Annotated in this window: 17 protein-coding genes and 1 pseudogene; 7 read left to right on the top strand and 11 right to left on the bottom strand. The window is 32.3% G+C overall.

The genetic code is table 11. The features are described 5' to 3' along the window. Positions 1 to 50: 50 nt before the first annotated feature. From WFH39_RS06035 to WFH39_RS06005, 7 genes are all read left to right on the top strand, one after another. Positions 51 to 821 (top strand): O-methyltransferase, encoded by a 771-nt coding sequence (locus WFH39_RS06035; protein ID WP_336689177.1) that lies wholly within the window; start codon positions 51 to 53, stop codon positions 819 to 821. A gap of 25 nt (positions 822 to 846) precedes the next feature. Beyond that, positions 847 to 1,866 (top strand): acyltransferase family protein, encoded by a 1,020-nt coding sequence (locus tag WFH39_RS06030; RefSeq protein ID WP_336689176.1) that lies wholly within the window; start codon positions 847 to 849, stop codon positions 1,864 to 1,866. Between the two features lie 148 nt (positions 1,867 to 2,014). Then, on the top strand, positions 2,015 to 2,968 hold the full coding sequence (locus tag WFH39_RS06025; RefSeq protein WP_336689175.1) for a glycosyltransferase family 2 protein: 954 nt from the start codon (positions 2,015 to 2,017) through the stop codon (positions 2,966 to 2,968). Continuing rightward, positions 2,958 to 4,322: a DUF6056 family protein gene (locus WFH39_RS06020; protein WP_336689174.1), complete on the top strand. Its 1,365-nt coding sequence runs from the start codon at positions 2,958 to 2,960 to the stop codon at positions 4,320 to 4,322. Before WFH39_RS06025 ends, WFH39_RS06020 begins: the two co-directional genes overlap by 11 nt. Continuing rightward, complete coding sequence (locus WFH39_RS06015) at positions 4,319 to 5,137, top strand: carbohydrate deacetylase (RefSeq protein WP_336689173.1); 819 nt, start codon at positions 4,319 to 4,321, stop codon at positions 5,135 to 5,137. Before WFH39_RS06020 ends, WFH39_RS06015 begins: the two co-directional genes overlap by 4 nt. Beyond that, a complete protein-coding gene (locus WFH39_RS06010) occupies positions 5,121 to 6,059 on the top strand; it encodes a GNAT family N-acetyltransferase (RefSeq protein ID WP_336689172.1) in 939 nt (312 codons plus the stop codon). The genes WFH39_RS06015 and WFH39_RS06010 overlap by 17 nt, the downstream gene beginning before the upstream one ends. Then, positions 6,059 to 6,634: a GNAT family N-acetyltransferase gene (locus tag WFH39_RS06005; RefSeq protein ID WP_336689171.1), complete on the top strand. Its 576-nt coding sequence runs from the start codon at positions 6,059 to 6,061 to the stop codon at positions 6,632 to 6,634. Before WFH39_RS06010 ends, WFH39_RS06005 begins: the two co-directional genes overlap by 1 nt. Here the strand turns inward: WFH39_RS06005 and WFH39_RS06000 are convergent. The 11 genes and pseudogenes from WFH39_RS06000 to WFH39_RS05950 all read right to left on the bottom strand — a co-directional run bounded on the left by WFH39_RS06000 (position 6,623) and on the right by WFH39_RS05950 (position 18,286). Continuing rightward, the gene (locus WFH39_RS06000) at positions 6,623 to 7,567 is read right to left on the bottom strand and encodes a glycosyltransferase family 2 protein (RefSeq protein WP_336689170.1); all 945 of its coding nucleotides are present in this window, start codon (positions 7,565 to 7,567) and stop codon (positions 6,623 to 6,625) included. The two genes, WFH39_RS06005 and WFH39_RS06000, sit on opposite strands and share 12 nt — an antisense overlap. A gap of 147 nt (positions 7,568 to 7,714) precedes the next feature. Beyond that, positions 7,715 to 8,650: a glycosyltransferase family 2 protein gene (locus WFH39_RS05995; RefSeq protein WP_336689169.1), complete on the bottom strand. Its 936-nt coding sequence runs from the start codon at positions 8,648 to 8,650 to the stop codon at positions 7,715 to 7,717. Next, the gene (gene asnB / locus WFH39_RS05990; RefSeq protein WP_336689168.1) at positions 8,650 to 10,446 is read right to left on the bottom strand and encodes an asparagine synthase (glutamine-hydrolyzing); all 1,797 of its coding nucleotides are present in this window, start codon (positions 10,444 to 10,446) and stop codon (positions 8,650 to 8,652) included. The genes WFH39_RS05995 and asnB overlap by 1 nt, the downstream gene beginning before the upstream one ends. Before the next feature lie 7 nt (positions 10,447 to 10,453). Continuing rightward, positions 10,454 to 11,602 (bottom strand): annotated as a pseudogene (gene rffA / locus WFH39_RS05985) (dTDP-4-amino-4,6-dideoxygalactose transaminase); the annotation flags it as partial. Positions 11,603 to 11,712: 110 nt separating this feature from the next. After that, a complete protein-coding gene (locus WFH39_RS05980; RefSeq protein WP_336689167.1) occupies positions 11,713 to 13,386 on the bottom strand; it encodes a DUF6044 family protein in 1,674 nt (557 codons plus the stop codon). A gap of 1 nt (position 13,387) precedes the next feature. Next, complete coding sequence (locus WFH39_RS05975; RefSeq protein ID WP_336689166.1) at positions 13,388 to 14,089, bottom strand: GNAT family N-acetyltransferase; 702 nt, start codon at positions 14,087 to 14,089, stop codon at positions 13,388 to 13,390. Then, positions 14,079 to 14,987, bottom strand: coding sequence for a glycosyltransferase family 2 protein (locus WFH39_RS05970; protein ID WP_336689165.1), 909 nt, complete (start codon positions 14,985 to 14,987; stop codon positions 14,079 to 14,081). The genes WFH39_RS05975 and WFH39_RS05970 overlap by 11 nt, the downstream gene beginning before the upstream one ends. Beyond that, positions 14,984 to 15,760 (bottom strand): class I SAM-dependent methyltransferase, encoded by a 777-nt coding sequence (locus tag WFH39_RS05965; protein ID WP_336689164.1) that lies wholly within the window; start codon positions 15,758 to 15,760, stop codon positions 14,984 to 14,986. Before WFH39_RS05965 ends, WFH39_RS05970 begins: the two co-directional genes overlap by 4 nt. Positions 15,761 to 15,796: 36 nt before the next feature. Beyond that, on the bottom strand, positions 15,797 to 16,714 hold the full coding sequence (locus WFH39_RS05960; RefSeq protein WP_336689163.1) for a glycosyltransferase family 2 protein: 918 nt from the start codon (positions 16,712 to 16,714) through the stop codon (positions 15,797 to 15,799). A gap of 12 nt (positions 16,715 to 16,726) precedes the next feature. Continuing rightward, positions 16,727 to 17,395 (bottom strand): hypothetical protein, encoded by a 669-nt coding sequence (locus WFH39_RS05955; RefSeq protein ID WP_336689162.1) that lies wholly within the window; start codon positions 17,393 to 17,395, stop codon positions 16,727 to 16,729. A gap of 24 nt (positions 17,396 to 17,419) precedes the next feature. Beyond that, positions 17,420 to 18,286, bottom strand: a complete 867-nt coding sequence (locus WFH39_RS05950; RefSeq protein ID WP_336689161.1) for a glycosyltransferase — start codon at positions 18,284 to 18,286, stop codon at positions 17,420 to 17,422. Positions 18,287 to 18,288 lie beyond the last annotated feature (2 nt).

Below are 18,288 nucleotides of genomic sequence, written 5' to 3'. Positions count from 1 at the left end.
TCCTAAAGATAACAGAAAAATCTTTATTTTTGTGGCTTAAATTTAACACAGTGAGCGAAATATCCAGAGTTCTCAAAACATTTGTAGCCTATCTTAAAAGACCCGATCTTTATCCTGAATTAGGACGTAAAATTGTTAAAAATACCGTAAACAGAGGGAATGCATTTAAAGGAAAAGAAAAGACCAATTCCTGGGCTGCATCCAGAGCGGTTTCGCAAAAACAGGCTGTTTCCCAGCTTTTCGGAATTGATATTGACCCTTTTCAAAGAGATTTTGCTGAAATTTTAAAAGAATCGCAAAAAAAACAGGACGATTGCCCGATCAAAATGGGAGGAGCGGGAGCTTTGGAGCTTATTTATTATGCATGCGAGTTCACAAATGCTCAAAATGCAGTGGAAACAGGAGTCGCGTATGGCTGGTCTTCTCTGGCTGCATTGCTTTCCTTAAACAAAAGAAACGGGACTTTGTACAGTTCAGATATGCCGTATCTTGCGCAGGACGGCGATCAGTATGTGGGATGTATTGTTCCTGAAAATCTGAAATCTCACTGGAAATTATATCGTTTTGCAGATAGAGAATCTCTTCCTAAAATTTTTGCAGACAGCGCGTCTTTTGATGTTGTACATTATGATTCTGATAAGAGTTACAATGGCAGATTCTGGGCTTATAATGAACTTTACAGACATTTGAGAAAAGGCGGAGTTTTCATTAGTGATGATATTGGAGACAATTCTGCCTATCAGGATTTCTGTGAAAAGAATAGTATTGAAACTACAGTCGTTGAATACGAAGGAAAATACATTGGTGTTTTTGTTAAATAAAAACTTTTAAGTGTATTTTTGATTCGTGAAAATTAGTCAGATTACATTTACAAGATTTCTTGCTGCAATCGCAATTGTGATTTTTCACTATGGTGAAGGCGCTTTTGTCTATAAAATAAAATATATATCGGAGATTTTTGCCAAGGCGAATATCGGCGTAAGTTATTTTTTTATTCTTTCGGGATTTATCATGATTGTTGCGTATCATTCCAAAGAAAAAATCAATTACTTTGATTTTTACCGTAACCGGGTCGCAAGAATTTATCCGTTGTATGTAATAGGATTACTTCTGTATCTGTTTACGCGGTCTCAGGAAACCGCTTTTTCGCCGATAATTGCATATTTGGCAGGAGTTCAGAGCTGGTTTCCCGGCAAAGTTTTAATTCTGAATTTTCCGGGATGGTCGATTTCGGTAGAGTTTTTCTTTTACCTGATTTTTCCTTTCTTATACAATTATATTTACTCAAAAAAATACAAATTCATCTGGATTACCGGTATTGTAATCTGGATTACCACTCAGGTTTTTTGCAACTATTTTATGTTTTCAGGATTGTATGAAGGGAGATTTTCAAAAAGTCATGATTTTATTTCTTATTTTCCGCTGCTGCATATTAATGAATTTTTAATCGGAAACCTTGCAGGAATATTTTTTGTTAAAAATTTTAAACATAAAAACTATGACTGGGCAATAATACTGGTTTTCAGTTTTATAGTTTTATCCATGCTGTTTGTACCGCTTTATTATCATGATGGATTAATGGCTGTATTTTTTGTTCCGCTGATTGTTTTAATCTCTATGAATAATGGTTTTTTAACCAGAATGATGTCTTTAAAGCCGTTGGAATATTTAGGTGAAATCAGCTATGCCATTTACATTGTTCATATTCCTATTTTGTTTATTTTAAGGTCGTTTTTGTGGGATTACTTCAGAATATATGATAAAACAGTTATCTTTTCAATCTATATTCCTGTTTTAATAATTATTTCAGGATTTTTTTATCAATTTATAGAAAAACCCTGCAGAGATTATTTAAAGAAAATTTAGATAAATTACTTACTTTTGCTAAACATAAATGAATAAAACTATGACAGAAATGATGTTTTCCCATACTTTTTCCACTTACGATATATCTTATTCATATTTAACGATACTCAGTATATTATAAAGAAATGAAATTTTTAAACATTCTTGTATGAAAAAAGTTTATTTTATTATTTCTGCGTATAATGAAGAAGATAATATCGATATCTTAATTGACTCCTTGGAATCAGAACTTGCTAAAATAAGATTTGATGATTATGAATTTGTATTTGTAAATGATGGTTCTAAAGACAATACTTTAGACGTTTTACTGAAACGTCAGAAAATTAATGAGAAAATCGTCATTATAAATCAGTCTACAAACTTTGGACATGAATTGGCAATGACGGCAGGTCTTAATTATACAGTTTCTGAAAATAAATCTAAAGATTTCAGTGTTTTATTTATGGATGCAGATATGCAGCACCCTCCAGAAATTGCCGTACAGATTATAAAGTTATGGTTAGGCGGAGAGAAACTTATACTTACTAAAAGGACTGATAATGAGGACGCCGGATTAAGATATAAAATCATGGGAAATCTTTATTACTGGATCCTGAATTTTCTTTCTGATGTTAAAATTCCAAGAAATATGCCTGATTTCAGGCTTTTGGATAAAAAGTATGTTCTGTGGATGAATGGCTTAAATGAAACAGACAGAATGTTTCGTGGGATGCTTTCGTTAATTGGGCTGAGAAATGCACATATCATAGAATTTGATGCACCAAAAAGAAATGCCGGAACTTCCAAATATAATTTTCTGAAATTATATAAACTTGCTATAGACAGTGTTATTCAGTTTTCTATAAAACCACTTAGGATAGCTACATTTATAGGTTTTTTAGGATGTTTTTTCTCATTTTTGTTTCTTATATTTTCCATTTACAGAAGCCACATAAATCATGAGCCAAAAACAGGTTTCCTTACCTTACTTTCAGTGACGATCTTTTTTAGTTCTCTTACCATTCTTTTTTTAGGAATTATTGGTGAATATATAGGACGAATTCATATTGAGGTAAAAAACAGACCTTTATATTTCAATGAAATTATAAAAAATGAAGAGTAAATATATTCCCTATTTTGTTATAGCTTTTATCAACTTTTGTTTTGTTCTTTCGGCTGTATATTATCCGCCTTTACGGGATGAACTTTATTATCTGTACCCTACTAAGCTTAATGTTTTTCAGGAATACGGCAATGCCTATTTTGTCGGAAATCCCAGAATCGGGCAATTTTTTTGTAATCTGATTTCTAGGCATCTTCTTTTAAAAATTATTTTTGAATTGTTGATTTTCAATAGTTTAATAGTAGTTTTTTTTCTGTTGACTTTAAGAAGACTGCCGGTTCTGAGAAATGTGAATGATCTCTTAAAATTAATAATCATTGCAGGGCTCTTTATTTTTCTGATTAATTATTTCGGAGAAATGTTTTATTATACACCTTTTATTACAAATTATACTTTTACAACGATCATTTATTTACTCTATATATTTATAGTTTCAGAATATTATCTTAACAACAATAACATTTTAGAAGATCATCATGTTAATATTTTCTTGATTATTTTTTCAGGAATCTTTATAGGAATGTGTAATGAACATGTACCGCCTGTTCTTATAGGTGCTTCATTTCTCGCATTGTTCTGGAATTTTTTCATAAAAAAGAAGAAAATAGATTATAAGATTGCTATTTCACATATTTCTCTTGTTGCCGGTTATTTGCTGTTGTTTTTTGCACCTGCAAACAGAGTTAAATTTAAAGTTGTGGGTAAGCAATCGTACGGGTTTAATATATGGGATTACCTGAAGAATTTCAAAAGTATTCTGAATTTATACAGATATTACAATTTGGAATTGGTTCTTTTTTTGGTTTCATCTGTTATTATGGTATTATTTCTTTACCGTAAGAAATCAATACAAAAGATCTTTTTTATAAGACTGCTTACATTCTTTTTGCTAGGATTGCTCTGCATACCCATAGTTGCTTATTCACCATTATTAGGAACAAGACTGTTGTTTTTTACCAATGCAATGTTTCTTGTAGTTATATTCTCCATATACTTTAAAGGTGTTGAAGTGTATAAGGCACAAAAAATAAGCACTTTAGCTTACATATTCACCTCATGTTTCTCTGTTTTGTTTTTCATTATAAGTGTATTATTATCTTATAATGGAAGAAAAAACTATTCTTACATTACGTCACAGATTGCAAAAGCCAGACGAACTTCCAAAAATGTTATACTTTCAGAATCTTTTAATTTTTACACAGATACTTTCGGGAATTTTAACAGAAGAATTCTTTTAGAAAACGGAGAAGAATATATTGATAGCAATATTAATAAAGATACAAGTGAAGAAATGAATTTTAAGACTTTCTATAATTTAAATAATCTTTCAGTAAGAAGAAGCATTAGCCGATGAAAAAAAAAATAATCATAAATGCTGATGATCTGGGATTTTCATTAGGGGTTAATGAAGCAATAAAAAATGCCCATTTAGATGGATATCTGTCCCATGCCAGTTTAATGTGCAATACAGATTTTTTTGATCATGCTTTAAAAGAAATCATTCCTTTTTGTCCGGATCTTAAAATAGGTCTTCATGTAAATCTTACTTGTGGAAAGGCTTTATACGAAGGAAATGTATTGGCGAAAGACGGAAAGCTGAATTCAAGTTTTGTAAAGCTTCTATTGATGCCAAAAAAAAAGAAAGTTCTGGATGCTTTGGAACATGAAATAGAAAGCCAGTTGCTGGAAGCGAAAAAAAATAATATTTTCTTAAATCATATCGATGGGCATGAACATATCCACATCATTCCGTCCATCAATAAAATAGTAAAAAAACTTGCGAAAAAACATTCCATTAAGAGAATTCGGGAAATCAATGAAAATATTATAACGAGCTCTAAATTCAATTTGAGGACAGCAAGTCTGGCAAATATTATTAAGCTTATGCTTTTAAGATTTCTGAGCCTTTTTAATGATAATAAAAATGAGATTAAATTTTACAGTATTCTGAATACATGTGAAATTAATGAGGAAAACCTCTTTAATTATCTGGAAAAAGGGAATGATGATCATATTGAGATCATGCTTCATCCCGGTATTATAGAGATGGATAAGAACTATAACGGATTGGATAAAAGATTTATAAACTTTCTGAGATCAGATTTCAGAACTCAGGAATATAATGTATGTTTTAATAATAAATTTGAAGATTATGAAGCAATGGTATAAGTTTGCTGAAGGAAAGCACTGGAAAAATATTGTTGCCAAAACCTATTCTCTGGATATTAAAACATTAAATATTCAGGGAAATGAAATTAATTTATACGGAAACGGATCTTTATTTTCAAATTCACCATATATTACAGACGGAGGAGTGTTTAAATTTGAAAAGCCTTTGTCTAAAGATGATTTTAAAGATATTAACAAACCTATTCTTATTAAGACAAGAGATAAGATTAATATTTCCGAAAACTTTAATCATATTTTAATAAAGGATTATTTCACTTATCTTCTTGATCTGAGCGGTGGGGAAGATTTTGTATGGAATAAGAAAGTAAAATCCAAAACAAGAAATCAGGTAAGAAAAGGGGAAAAGCTTAATTATACTGTTAAAACAGGAAAAACAGAATTACTGGATGATTTTTACAAAGTGATTTCCACGGCATGGAGAGATCTGGGTACTCCAACGCATAGTAAAGATTTTTACAGAAACATCGTTGAGGGTTTTACAGAAGACTCTCTATATAAAGCTGAATTTATAATTATGTATCTGGATCATAAACCTGTTTCCGCAGCTTGTCTTATATATGATGATCATGCTATACATCATCCTTATGCAGCCACTTTGAAAGAATATAACAAATATTCTTTGAATAACGCTTTGTATTGGAATATCATCAAATTTGCAATAGGTAAAAAAATTCCTTTCTTTGATTTGGGAAGAAGCAGAGAAGATCAGGGAACCGCAATTTATAAAATTTCATGGGGTGCAGAACCAGTTCAGCTTTACTATTATTATTTTAATAAAACTCATCATAAAAATGATGAAGACGGAAAACTGATACATTTTCTTATCAATATGTGGAAAAAGCTACCGCTTGCTCTTGCTAACTTTATGGGACCGAAACTTATTTATAAAGTACTGAAGTAATGATTATAAAGCTGGACGAAAGTCATATACCGCAGATCGCTAAGATACAAAAGACAAGCCTTCCAAGCCTTTTGTCTGAGTATTCTTTACCTTTTATAGAAACTTTTTATAAATTTCAGATCAGGCAAAAAGACCACATTTTATTGGGTGAATGGGAAGACTCGGAACTTTTAGGATTCGTGTTCGGGACTTATGACGTAGAAAAACTTTATAATGAATTTATAAATAGTAAAAAGATTTATTTTATATGGAATACCTTATTAACATTGGCCTTCCATCCCAAATATCTAATGCTGATCTTAGCTAAGTTTTTTACAAAACAGTATTCATCTGCCTGTAAGACACAGTTGGTATATATAGCGACCGACAGGAATATGAAGAATAAAGGTATCGGAAAAAAACTACTTCAGGCTTTCGAAAAAGAATTGAAAGATACAGATTACTATGAACTAGAGGTAGAGAGTAATAATAATGCAAACCATTTTTACAGGAAGAATGGTTTCTCTGTTGTTTATACTTATAATAATTTTTTTGAAAAAAAATATTTAATGGGAAAGAAATTCTTAACGGAATAGATATTTCCTGAAATTAATATTATAAAGCCCGGAGCGGATACTTTTGTAATCTGTAAAAAGATACTTTACAATCATTCCCCATTTTTTCAGTGGAGAAGCCAGAGCAATTTGATAGCTCCTGTGCATTCTTTTGATATGAAGTTTTACATCTTCAGAAATGGAAGGTTCATTTTGTGCCCAGTCACTTATTTCTTTCCAAAGTAAAACTCTTGATGTTGCAGGATTTACTTTTTTAGAATCTACAGCAGTAATTCTGTTGCTTTCATGGACTCCTCTCATCGCAACAGCCTTATCTAAAATTCCGGGGTAAAGATCAAGATAATATGAAAGACGGAATAAAAATTCTGTGTCCTGATGAAGTCGTAAGTGTGTTTTAAAAAAAGGTTTCAGCTTTTTGATCATCGAATCCCTTCTAATTGTTAAACAGTCGATACTGAAAAGTCCAAAACTTCCTCTCATATGAAGTTGTCCTGGAAAGACATCTTTTGGATCGTGTTTTTTATAAACTGTTGTTAAATTATCTTTAAAAAGACTGTAGTACTGTTCTTTTGCTTTTTCAGAGTAATAATGAACACCCAAAGCACCATAAACACCTTCTACTTTTGGATCTTTGAATAATTCTTTTTCGGCATCAAAGCGGTTGGGAAGATAATAATCATCGGCATCCAAAAATGCTATGAAATCGCCTGTTGCCTTTTCCAAAGCTAGGTTTCTTGATGGTCCTGCTCCGTGATTTCCTTTATCTGGATGCTGAAAGAGCTTCACTCTTTCATATTTTTCAGCCAGTTGCAGACAAACCTGCAGGGCATTATCAGGAGATTTATCTTCCACTAAAATAACTTCATGAACTTCATCAAACTTAAGTGCGGATTCCACAGCCTGAGTTATATATTTTTCAGCGTTATAAACGGGAGTGATGACGGAGATTTTCATAAGTTTTAAAATTAAATTAATCTGAAATAGATTCTTACTAAAATTGCTGATGAGAAACAGAAAGATGAAGTAATATTAGAGAAGGTTGCAACACACCTTAAAGCATTAAACCGAATTAAATTATCATTTTTCTTCATGGAAGTTACATTAATTTAAATACGTAAAACGATATTGAGTCTTTAGTATTTGGGGATTTTTAATCCCTTCAATTAAAATGGTAATGTATTTTGACATTCCTTTTAACTGAGATAAATCAAAAGACTTATAGCTAAGATAAATTCTTGTTTTGTATTCTAAAGGTAGCTTTTCTTCGATTGCCCAATTGTAAAGAGATTTCCAGTACAAAAGCTGTTTTTGGTTGTATTGTGGAGAATAGCGAATAATTTTTGTAATTCTATTATCATCATGAACTCCTCTTACGGCGATTGCTTCGTCTATAATCCCGGATTTAAGATGACAGTGGTAAGCCAATTTAATGATAAAGTCAGAGTCTTGATGAACTCTTAGATCTTTATTAAATCTAAGCTTGCTTTTTTCCAGTGCAGATTTTCTTATCGTTAAGGAATTCAGATGAAAAAAGGAACCAAATGTTTTATCTGTTAAGTTTAATAATCCTCTAAAAACTTCTTTCCCGTCTGCAGGATAATTTACCGTGGTGAGTGGCGAATCTTTAAATTTAGCCTGATACTCTTCTTTTCCCTTTTCAGTAAGATATTCAACGCCAATTGCACCGAATATTCCATCGATCTCAGAATTTTTAAACAGCTCTTTTTCTGCATCAAACCTATTGGGAAGATAATAATCATCAGCGTCTAAAAATGCGATAAAATTTTGTGAGGCTTTCTCAATGCCCAGATTTCTTGTCGCTCCTGCGCCATGATTCCCTTTGTCCGGGTGCTGAAATAATTTAATTTTTGAATTTTCTGATACCAGTTCCTCACAAATTTTCAAAGAATTATCTGTAGAACAATCTTCAGCCAGAATAATTTCTTTTACTTCTTCAAACCTCAAAGCAGACTCTACCGATTTCCTCAAAAATCGGGAAGCATTATAAACAGGAATTATAACAGAAACATCCAACATTATATAAACGATTTATTGTTATGTGCCCAGAGAGCAAGCTGTAAAAGACACCAGTGTTTATAATCTTTCGTCAGTAAATTCTGAGTAGCCTTAAAATCAATGTAATTAAAGATTTTTTGTTCTTTATCTCTCAATAATTCATCTGAAAAATTAATTAGCTGCTGTTCTTCAAACCAATTTGAAACACTCATTCCAAAGCCCTGTTTATGGCGTTTTCTGATAGTTTTCGTCCAGTAAGAGCCCATAGATTCGCGAAGGATGATCTTATCGTTATTGTTATTAAGTTTAAGCTGTTCCGGAAGCTGAATACAGAATTCTGCGAAATCCAGATCAAGAAATGGTGTTCTTACCTCTAAGGAATTTGCCATTGCCATTCTGTCGGATTTTACCATCATATTGGACGGGACAAAGTCTTCAATATCCAATCGCATGATATCATTTAATGAATCCGGATCTGGGATAAAACTGTAAGGCTGTTCATAATCCGAATGCAGTCCTAAAGCCTGTCTTTCTTGCTTTGAGAAAGCTCTTCTTACAAAGTTTTGATGAAAATCGAGAATATTTTTGTTTTCAATATTTTGTTGACTGATAAAAGAAATTGGTTTTAATTTCTGATACAGTTTTAATCCAAACTGGGCAATAATATTTTTGTAGCTGAAATGGCTCCTCAGTTTATTTTCAATGGTGTAGAAGTTGTAGCCACCAAATAATTCATCTCCGACATCTCCCGAAAGGACAACCGTAAGATTTTTCCTTGCATTTCTGCAGATTTCAAAATGAGGAATTGAAGAATAATCTGCAAAAGGTTCATCGAAAAACGGTGAAGTTTTTAAAAGAGCAGTTACGAGATCTTCTTTTTTTTCGTGAACTTCAATGTGATTAGTATGGTATTTATCGGCTATTTCTTTGGCATATTTCAGTTCGCTTGCTTCGTGATCGTACCCGAAACTAATCGTTGTCTGTTTAGGTAAAAATTCGGCAACAAGTCCTACAATGGAAGAAGAATCTAAACCTCCACTGAGAAAACTTCCCACTTCAACATCGGCTACAAGCTGTTTTTTTACAGCATTCTTTAACAGATAAGTAAATTCTTCTTTAGCATCTGATAAGCTTAAGGCTCTGTCTTTCTTAGGAAGACTGTAATATCTTGAAACCGATATTTTGCCGTCTTTCCAGATGAGCTGATGAGCAGGAGGAAGCGCATGAATATTTTCATAAATACTTTGATACGTACTTACGTAGCCATGCTGAAGATAATGGGAAAGAGCCAGATTGCTTACTTTTGGACGGATAAGCCCTGAAGCGAGGATTGCTTTGATCTCTGAGGCAAAAATAAATTCATTATTGTTCCCGATAGCATAATAGAATGGTTTTTCTCCAAATCGGTCTCTTGCGCAGAACAGTTCCTGTTTTTCGTTGTCCCAGATGGCAAAAGCAAACATTCCCGGAAGATCGTGGATGAGGTTTTCTTTTTTCCTCTGATACATGGCAAGAATGACCTCCGTATCTGAACTTCCGCGGTAAGGATATTCAGGGTAGTTGGATTTAATGTCGAGATAACCATATATTTCCCCGTTCAATACGATGCATTCGTTTTTTGTAGAGGAAAACATGGGCTGTTTTCCGTTTTCAGAAAGATCAATAATAGAAAGTCTGCGATGCCCTAAAGCTGCATTATCATAAAATTCAGCATGAGAAGAATCCGGACCGCGATGCGCAATGGCATCAGTCATTTTTTTCAGCTCCTCATGATAATTTCTGGCGTTGTTCGTGATGATTCCCGCTATTCCGCACATATTAATTTTATTTTGGAAAATTTTGTATAACGGTTGTTATTTTATTCATTTCGTTATCCGATAAATCATAGAACAGTGGAATTCTCAATAGTGTGTTCTCAAAAGTATCTGAATTTGCGAGTACTCTTCCATCATGTTTGTTTTGGTAATATTCGCTTTTATGAAGTGAAAGGTAATGGAACACAGATAAAATCTGATTTTGCTTTAAATGCTCAATCATTTTGCTTCTACTTTCTATATTTTCAAAAAGTAAATAAAACATGTGAGCATTATTGGTTGCATATACAGGGATTTCTGGTAGTTTTATAAAATCAGACTCTTTAAGATTGTCGAAGTAATAATTCCATATTTTTAATCTTTTCTCCTGAATGACTTCTAAATTTTCCAATTGAGCCCAAAGAAATGCTGAAATTATTTCACTTGGTAAAAAAGAGGAACCTGTATCTACCCAGCCATATTTATTGATTTCTCCTCTGAAAAACTGATTTCTGTTTGTTCCCTTTTCCCAGATTATTTCTGCACGATTAATGTATTGTGTATCATTAATCGTTAACATTCCTCCTTCACCTGAAATTATATTCTTGGTTTCGTGAAAAGAAAATGCTCCGAAATGTCCTATGCTGCCTAACGCTTTTTTGGTGCCGTCAGAAAACGTATAATAACTATCAATAGCTTGTGCTGCATCTTCAATTACAATTAATTGGTGACGATTTGCAATATCCATAATCTTTTCCATATCACAAGCTACTCCTGCGTAATGCACTACAACAATAGCTTTTGTTTTTGAAGTTACCAAACTCTCAATTTGATCAGCATCAATATTTGGATTGTTTTTATATGAATCTGCGAATATTATTTTTGCCCCTTGTCTCACAAATGCCAAGGCGGTAGAGACGAAAGTGTAGCTAGGAATAATAACTTCATCATTCGCTTCAACATTGGCAAGAATAGCTGCCATTTCTAATGCGTCGGTACAAGAAGTTGTAAGAAGTACTTTACCGAATTTATATGTATCTTCAAAAAATTGATGACACTTTTGCGTGAAAATTCCGTTACCGGAAATTTTTCCTGATTTTACAGCTTCTTCAATATATTGGGTTTCTCTTCCAGTAAGGTGAGGTTTGTTAAAAGGGATCATGTTATTCAAATATTGATTTGTTTTTAACTTTGTGTTTTGCGAATGAGTTTATAACAATTACAAATTAACGTTAAATATATAATGTTTTTTGTATTATACTCAATAATATTGCAAAGACGATAAATTTACTACTCATCGGATGTCACTTTATATATATAAACAGATTGCCAGTATTTTGAATGTATTACTTTATACGGAGTGAGGTATACATTTGTTAAGGGTATTGTAGAAAAAATGTAATTGATATGTAATTCAGTAATGGCATCTTTATCAATAAGAAGTTCCTTAGGCTCTTTGGAATATTTCTGTAATACCTGTTGGCCAATAACAAAATTGTCGGTAAAAACAAAATTTTGTCCCATATAAGAATCATATTTTATTCGTAATTCTGGATTTTTATTCAATATGGGTGTAATGAGCTTCCGGAATTTGTTTTTATAGGACTTTTCGTAATAAGGAAAATACCCATCTGCAGTATAAAATCCATGGTACTGAGCTGCTGCAGGATCAAAGCCGTAACTTATGACCCGGTATTTTGATTTGTCTTCTGGCAGTAATTTAGAGATTTCTTTAAATTCTTCAATCATGTAGTAATCTTTAAATGAAAAGTAGTACTCTCTGAAAGAATGTCTGATATTTTGATAAGGAATATTAATCCTTAGTACTGTATAAAAATTAACAAAAAGAAAAAGTACAGCTGTAATAGTAATTGCTTTTTTGTCCATGCTACTGAGATCCTCTAAAATAAAAATCAATATTATGTACCAAAGTAGACCATTAAAAAAATAGAATCTGTAAAGCGTAAGACCAAACATGAAATCAAGCTTTAAAGCTTTTATAAGACCTGGGAACAGGTTAATATTAAAGTATGAAAAAAAGCAGGTGAATATAATTAAACAAAAAATAGCAACTGTTTTCTTTATATTCTTTAAAGGGATGAAAAATGAAGAGATACAATAGATAAAGAAAGAGGCAACAATAAACTGGTGTCTTGCCGGAGCGTGATCGCTATTTTCTGTCCAGAATCTTGTGAAAACTGTTTTTAAGCCTGTTTTCCAAATGAGCTCACCGGCTATACCAATATTTCTATTGGAAACAAAAGTGGGGTTTACAGTTTCTATAATAAAACGATAGTTGGTTATTAGGTAGCCCATTACCAATAAACATAAAAAAGCAAATGCTGATTTGTTTATTTTCTTATTTTTTACGCTGTAGTATATTGTGAAAATACCTAAAAGGAAAATGAGAAACATTCCATAAACAATAAAGCTTGAATATAAAATGTAAAAAGCGGCAAATAAGTAATAGAAAAAATGAATACGCTGATATGTTAATAGTTTTAGCAATATCAATATAATTATAGGAGCAGCTGCTGTGCTGATACCCCCAAATTGCCAAAAATTTAGTAAAGCAAAAGTTAAGGAAACAATTACTAAAAGAATGGTGTTAATTTTAGGACATAAATATTTTCCTAAACTTAAAAGCGAAACGTATCCGGTAAGCGAAATTAGTAAACTGTTAACAACGAGAGCATAAAAAGGAGTGAGTATTTTATACAACAGATAAATAAAATCGAGCTCATTTCCGTAGCTGACTCTAAACTGGTTTTCGATATTTGGAAGTGGAGTGCTATTTGCTGAAAATGACAATCCACTTTCCGAAAGAATTTTCATCCAGACCGAATTAGAATCTAAATAATCTGCAGGATATCCTAGATAGGAATTCTCGCCGAAAATAAAAAAAGGAAAATATAGGACGATGATGAATATCATCCCACTTCCAATAATCATTTTGCTTTTCATATTATTTTTTCCAAAAATGTTTTAAAATGATACGCTCCTTTACTACATACCCCATTTTTTGATAAAATCTGCATGCACCAGCATTTTGTTCTTGTGTTGGAATATCCATTTCAGTCATTGCATTTTCCTTGCAATAGATTTCCGCTTTCTTTAACAGATGTTTTCCTATGCCTTGTCCTTGTAATTCTGAGTGTATAGCTATGAGCCCTATTTTTGCTGTTGTGTTACTTTGCTGAACTGTTACAAAACCTGTTGCTCCCAAATTTTTGTTTTTTGTGAAAAAAGTTTTGATAGCAAATTTTTTATTGAGACTATTTCTTACCCATATCTGATAAAGATCTCTGAATTTCGCTTCACCAAATTTAGAATCTAATAGAAATCTGCTGTATTTTCCACTTTCGTATGCAAGCTGAAAAAAATATTCATCTTCTTGCGGCAAAAAATCTGTATCAAAAATTTCATATGAAGACTCTGTATTTTCTTCACATAATTTTTTTGAAAACACGATCTTTGTTTCTTTAAATGTTTCTGTAAAACCTTCAATTTTGATATCTGAATCCCTTTTTTGTTTAATAATAATCAAATCATATTGATTATCATTAAGTTCCAGATTTCTTAGATCATCATCTATGATGTGTAATTCTCCAATATTTTTAGCGAAAAAATTGCTGTCCCATTCGAGCTTGGTAAGATTATTCTTCATCGATAATATATACAGGTCTATTCTTTGTTTGGTTAAAAGTTTTTCCGAGATATACTCCTAAAATACCAAGGCACATAAAAGTAACTCCAAATAAAAACCAGATTGAAAGAATCAGTGAGCTGTAGCCAGGTTCACTTATTTCTCCTCGAAGAGTTTTTATAAATACCCATGCTCCTCCTAAAAATGATATTAGAGAAATTGTAGCTCCCAGATTCACAAATAATTTCAAAGGTTTATCAGAAAAAGAGACAATCACATTAAAAGCAAGAGATATAAGTTTGCCAAGGCTGTATGATGATTTTCCCTCATCTCTTTCCTGATGATCTACCTCAACAGTGGTGGCTCTATAACCTACCCAATTGATAAAAAGTGGAAAGAATTTGATGTAATCGTTAACATTTAAAACCTGTCTGATTACTTTTTTGTGATAAATACCAAAGTTAGCTACTTCATTGTTGATTTTAATACCGGCAAGGTAATTAAAAATCTTATAAAATACCCTTGAGCTTAATTTCTTTAATTGTCCATCCTTTCTTTGTACTCTACTTGCCTGAACAATGTCATATCCTTCAAGAGCCTTTAAATAAAGTTTTTCGATCTCCTTGGGCTGATCCTGAAGATCACAGTCCATAACTACAATCCATTCACCCGTGGCTTTTGATAACCCGGCCATTATCGCAGCGTGCTGTCCAAAATTTCTGCTTAGACGGTAAATTTTTAAAGCCGGGTGAAATCCTGCTAAATTTTTCATAACCTCCCACGAATTATCTGGACTTCGGTCATCAACCAAAATAATCTCATAATCCGTGTTTAGTTTTTGCATCATGCTATTTATCTCACGCACTAGTTTTGGGAGAATTTTTTCTGCATGATACACAGGACTTACTATACTTATCACAACTCAGAATTTTTAAAGGACGGTTTTTCACAGAAAAACAAATCTTCCTCAGGATTTAAGCCATACGATAGATATTTATCAGAAATGTTGATTCTGTTAATTTTAAAACCCACACTTTCAAGACGGGTTACATAATCCTGTCCATATATTCGGCAGTGATCAAACTGTCCGAAGAGCTCTTCTCTCTTTTTAGGATCTTCTATCGTAAAATCTTCAACCGTTTCAGCAGAATTTTTAGAAATCGGAACTTGGAGAAGCGCATGACCTCCAGGCTTTAAAACTCTGAAAATTTCTTTCATCGCTCTAATATCTTCGGGGATGTGTTCAAGAACATGGTTGCAAAGAAAAAGATCGAAATGATTGTCTTGGAAATTTAAATCTAAAACATTCATGTTTTTAACATGTGCCGGATAGCTATATCCTTCGGTAAAGAGATCACCACAAATGTATTCTTTGAAGTTTTGTTTCAGTAAAACCTGCGACAGTTTTGGCTCAGGTGCAATATGAAGAATGCTGATGTTTTTATCGGATGGAAGTTTTAATTCTTCGATAAGAAAGGTGTAAAGCAATCTTTCTCTGTCACGCGAGTGGCATTTATAGCATCCCGCCGCTCTTCTTCCTCCGCCAATAACATGTTTCTCTTTAAGTATAGGAAGATCATGACCTACAGTTTCTAAATCTTTCGACTTATAACCGCAAAACGGACAGTGGTAGAGTGTTCCGGCATGAGTGTTTAATTTTATTTTTCTCTGGATTTTTTCAAAAAAATTCATATTTGTATTTATATTGAGGGAATTATGTCTTCAAATTTACACATTTAGAAAAGTTAATCCAACTTCTTTTACCTTATTGCGAAGTTCAGTCAGTATTTTTTCTTCTTTCAAAATTTTGTGGTACTTTTTGTGAAGTGTTTTGTATACTTTCAGGTTTCCTGTCAACATGTTTTTTAGCATACTTTGCTTGAGGGCTTTTTTTTCAGCCTTCAGAGAATCCGGAATAGACGGATTCATGATGTTGGTTTCTATTCTGAGGTCTTCGTATTTTGTATAGTCTACCTTGGAAAGAGATTGTTTTCCATCATGTATCACTTTGCTCTCCGGAACCAGTAACGTTTTCTTTTTGTGAAACAAAATGCGGTTTACATATTCGAGATCTTCACCATAATGAAAAAAATAAGGGTTGAATCCTCCTATAATTTCAATAGTCTCCTTTGGTAAGAACCAATGAGCAGCATTGATGAAGCTTATTTTGTAAAAGGGCTGTAAAGTCTGAAAATAAAGGTCAGAAATAAGACGGGTCTCAAAATTGTGGGCAATATATTTATCAAGAAAAATATCCAGTTTATTTCCTGTTCCGTCGATATGCATCGGGCTCAGTATGCCTATTTCTTTTTTGTCGGGATGAAGATTGTAAACATTCAGGAGCTTTTCTACACTGTCGTTAAAAATCCATGCATCCTGGTTCATCAGATAAAAGAAATCTGCTCCTTTTTGATAGGCTTTTTCGATTCCTATGTTATTGGCTTTTCCAAATCCTAAATTTTTTTCAGACTGAATTAATTCAACTTCGGGAAAATTGGACGTAATGTATTTTTGTGTGCCGTCTGTGGAACCATTGTCTACCACAATACAGTGAACAGGTACAGAAGACTGCCTTAAGCTGGTAAAGCATTTTTCTGCCCATTTCATGGCATTGTAGGTAACAATAATAAAATAAATTTCAGGCATTTGTGTTCTGTTCTAAATATATTTTTCAGCTAAATTTTTTAAATAATTTTCAGCATCTATTTCTCTAAAGAAATCGTTGACCGATTCATCAAAATCGACTTTATAAAAGTCTCCTTCATCCGATTCCTGATAATTTGCTTCTTTTTGAAGCTTGTTCCGGATGGCTTCTACAATTTCCTTTAAATCATAATAATACGGATAGGCAAAATTAATGGTTTGATTATTAATATTTGCACAGTTTGATTCTAAAAATTTTGTAATATCATCAATATCCAGCAATAATCTTCTGGCTTTTTGATGAAGCATGAAATTATTTCCATGCATAATTTGTGTTTTAAGGAAATTAAATAAAGTATTCGGATTTCCACCGTTGCCTACAATATTACCTATCCTTAAAATGATGTAATTTTTGCAATTTTCTTTTATAAAATTTTCAATTTCCAGTTTGTGCAAAACGTATGGACTTTGCTGTTTTGAAAGATCATTTACACTTAAAGTGGAAAAATAAAAAAGTTTATTTTCCGCATTTTGTATAATGCTGTTTTTTAGCAGAGAAAATTCTCTTTCAAATTCCGAGCTTCTTGTTTCGAGAGAGTTTGAAACTCCGGAAGCAAAGTAAAGATGGTCTTTGGAATCGATATTTTTTAGTGAGTTGGCAATGAGTCCGTTTCCTATAATCATGCAGATAAGCCTTTTTAATAAATTTTAATTCTTTGTGTGTTTGTTGATATTTCCGGAATATCTTATATAATGATAATATTTTTTTAAGATTTCCAAATGATCTCTAAAATTAAGTTTTTTAGGATAAAATTGTAATGTAAATAAAATATTTTTTCGAGTAACCGGATAAAATCTGAAATAATTATACAAAAAACCTTGAAATACTTCTTTTTCTACATCAGGATCTATTCTTTGTTTAAAATCTGATCCTAATTTTTTTTTAACTTTTATATTGGCATCCAGCCATTTTTTATCAAGATTTCCGGCGGAAAAATGCTTTATTAAAATATCATTTATGATATAATTCTGGAATTTTCGGGAAACTCTTAAACTGAAATCCAGATCATAACCATGAAATCCTTTCAAATTTTCATCAAATCTGAATTCATTATAATTTTTTTTCCTGATTGCCATAAACACACCATCTACAGCAAAAACTTCAGTCCTGTTTTTTTCTGTTGAATTGATGTGAAAAAACTCTGTATTTTCTTTATTTCCCTGTAAAATATATACAGAATTGTATTTTTCAGAAACAGTCCAGCTTGACGGGGCAGAAGGAACATATGACGAACCTGCAACTCCTACAATTCCTGTACTTTCTTTTTGTAAATGATTCAGTAATCTTTGACCCCAATTTCTCGTGTAAAAGATGATGTCTTCGTGCAGAAAAAGAAGATTTTCATATCTGGATTTTCCTGCTCCTGAATTGTACGCTTTTGTAATGCTCATCAGATTCGGGTTCCACATCTGAATAATTTCATACTGAAAATCTTCTCCGATCGTCTCCCTGATATTTTCAACCAGTTGATCGAAGTAGTGTTTTTGGTATGATGAGATAATTATTGAGAGCATAG

Origin of the sequence: Chryseobacterium sp. MMO-72 (assembly GCF_037146035.1) — a bacterium.
Classification (GTDB): Bacteria; Bacteroidota; Bacteroidia; order Flavobacteriales; family Weeksellaceae; genus Chryseobacterium; species Chryseobacterium indicum.
The sequence above is the reverse complement of the archived record's forward strand: the minus strand, read 5'-3'. Positions and strand labels throughout refer to the sequence as shown.

Coding starts and splice junctions, on each gene's coding strand:
- WFH39_RS05980 (WP_336689167.1), bottom strand. CDS start 13,386: ATGAAAAGCAAAATGATTATTGGAAGTGGGATGATATTCATCATCGTC.
- WFH39_RS06000 (WP_336689170.1), bottom strand. CDS start 7,567: ATGAAAATCTCCGTCATCACTCCCGTTTATAACGCTGAAAAATATATA.
- WFH39_RS05955 (WP_336689162.1), bottom strand. CDS start 17,395: ATGATTATAGGAAACGGACTCATTGCCAACTCACTAAAAAATATCGAT.
- WFH39_RS05960 (WP_336689163.1), bottom strand. CDS start 16,714: ATGCCTGAAATTTATTTTATTATTGTTACCTACAATGCCATGAAATGG.
- WFH39_RS06010 (WP_336689172.1), top strand. CDS start 5,121: ATGAAGCAATGGTATAAGTTTGCTGAAGGAAAGCACTGGAAAAATATT.
- asnB (WP_336689168.1), bottom strand. CDS start 10,446: ATGTGCGGAATAGCGGGAATCATCACGAACAACGCCAGAAATTATCAT.
- WFH39_RS06005 (WP_336689171.1), top strand. CDS start 6,059: ATGATTATAAAGCTGGACGAAAGTCATATACCGCAGATCGCTAAGATA.
- WFH39_RS05950 (WP_336689161.1), bottom strand. CDS start 18,286: ATGCTCTCAATAATTATCTCATCATACCAAAAACACTACTTCGATCAA.
- WFH39_RS05995 (WP_336689169.1), bottom strand. CDS start 8,650: ATGTTGGATGTTTCTGTTATAATTCCTGTTTATAATGCTTCCCGATTT.
- WFH39_RS05975 (WP_336689166.1), bottom strand. CDS start 14,089: ATGAAGAATAATCTTACCAAGCTCGAATGGGACAGCAATTTTTTCGCT.
- WFH39_RS05965 (WP_336689164.1), bottom strand. CDS start 15,760: ATGAATTTTTTTGAAAAAATCCAGAGAAAAATAAAATTAAACACTCAT.
- WFH39_RS06025 (WP_336689175.1), top strand. CDS start 2,015: ATGAAAAAAGTTTATTTTATTATTTCTGCGTATAATGAAGAAGATAAT.
- WFH39_RS06015 (WP_336689173.1), top strand. CDS start 4,319: ATGAAAAAAAAAATAATCATAAATGCTGATGATCTGGGATTTTCATTA.
- WFH39_RS06020 (WP_336689174.1), top strand. CDS start 2,958: ATGAAGAGTAAATATATTCCCTATTTTGTTATAGCTTTTATCAACTTT.